This is a genomic window from Streptomyces sp. NPDC087787, assembly GCF_044743035.1.
Taxonomy (GTDB): domain Bacteria; phylum Actinomycetota; class Actinomycetes; order Streptomycetales; family Streptomycetaceae; genus Streptomyces.
In genome coordinates this window covers 1-1,717 of the sequence record NZ_JBIUVQ010000064.1, presented here as the reverse complement: position 1 = coordinate 1,717, position 1,717 = coordinate 1, and the positions used below count along the sequence as shown (strand labels likewise).

1 protein-coding gene is annotated in these 1,717 nt (G+C 75.3%); it reads left to right on the top strand.

What is annotated here, in order from left to right:
* Positions 1–20: 20 nt before the first annotated feature.
* Positions 21–1,717, top strand: a 1,697-nt coding sequence (locus tag ACIOWN_RS34485) for a polyketide synthase dehydratase domain-containing protein (protein ID WP_401984477.1), incomplete at its 3' end; no start/stop codon positions are given.

Sequence of the window (1,717 nt, the reverse complement as noted above, 5' to 3'; positions counted from 1 at the left end):
CCGACGGAGTCCTCTCCGCGATGGCCCAGGAGTCGCTGACCGGCGACGAGACCGTCACCATTCCGGTCCTGCGCAAGGGCCGCGACGAGGAGACGGCCGCCCTGACCGCCCTCGGCCGACTGCACGCCACCGGCACCCGCGTCGACTGGGCCGGGTTCCTGGCCCCGGCCGGCGCCCGTGTCGTCGACCTGCCGACCTACGCCTTCCAGCACCGGCCGTTCTGGCCCACCGGCAAGCGTGGCGCGACGGACGTCAACTCCGTCGGCATCACCGCGGCGGCCCACCCGCTGCTCAACGCGGTCGTCGAACTCGCCGAGGGCGAGGGCCTGGTCTTCACCGGGCGCCTGTCACTGAACTCGCACCCCTGGCTGGCCGACCACGCCGTCATGGGCGCCGTCCTGCTGCCGGGCACCGCCCTGCTGGAGCTGGCGCTCCGTGCCGGCGACGAGGTCGGCTGCGACCACGTCGAGGAACTCACCCTGGCCGCCCCGCTGGTCCTCACGGAGCAGGGCGCGGTCCGCACCCAGGTGCGGGTGGGCGCCGCGGACGCCGCCGGACGCCGGACCGTCACGATCCACTCGCGTCCGGAGCGGTCCACCGACGCCCCCTGGACCCAGCACGCCACCGGCGTCCTCGCCACCGGGCTCCCGACGGCCGCCGCGACGTTCGACGCCACGGCGTGGCCGCCGGCGGACGCCGAGCCCGTCGACCTGACCGGCTTCTACGAGGCACGCGAGGCCGAGGGCTTCGCCTACGGTCATGTGTTCCAGGGCCTGCGGGCCGCCTGGCGCCGCGGCGACGAGGTGTTCGCCGAGGTCACGCTGCCTGACGGCACACAGAAGGACGCCGAGAGCTTCGGCCTCCACCCGGCGCTGCTCGACGCCGGCCTGCACGCCGCATGGCTCGCGGCCCCGACCGGTGACGGCACGACCGGCAGCGTCCCGTTCTCCTGGAACGGCGTCTCGCTGGTCGCCTCCGGCGCCTCGTCCGTCCGCGTCCGCCTCGGCCGTGACACCGACGGCACGCTGACCCTGGCCGTCGCCGACACCACCGGCGCCCCCGTGGCCGCCGTCCAGGCGCTCACCATGCGCGCCGTGTCCGCGGAGGCGCTCAGCTCCGCCGCGGCACTCGTCCGCGACTCCCTGTTCCGTCTCGACTGGACCCCGGTCACCCTGGCCGAGTCCGCGGAGCCGATGGCGGAGATCGTCGGTGAGGATCCCTTCGGGCTCGTCGAGAGCCTGCGGGCGGCCGGTACCGAGATCGGCCGGCGCGCGTCCCTGACGGACGACGCCGAGCTGCCCGACCTGGTGCTGCTGCCCGTCGCCGCCCAGGAGCACGAGGAGGCGGCCGACACCCCGGCCGTCACCCACGCCCTCACCCGGCACGTGCTGGAGCTGGTGCGGACCCGGCTGGAGGACGAGCGCCACGCCGCCACGAGGTTCGTCTTCGTGACCCGCGGCGCGACCACCGGCCACGACCCGGCCGCCGCCGCGGTCTGGGGGCTGGTACGCTCCGCCCAGTCCGAGAACCCCGGCTGCTTCGGCCTGATCGACCTCGACCCCGAGACCACCCGTCCGCTCCCGCTCGCCGCCCTGGTGGGCGATGAGCCGCAGCTCGCGGTACGCGGTGACGAACTGCGTGCGGCCCGTCTGGTCCGCCGTCCCGCCCCTTCCACCGAGGTGGTCTCCGCGTTCGGTGGGGAGGGTGCGGTGCTGGT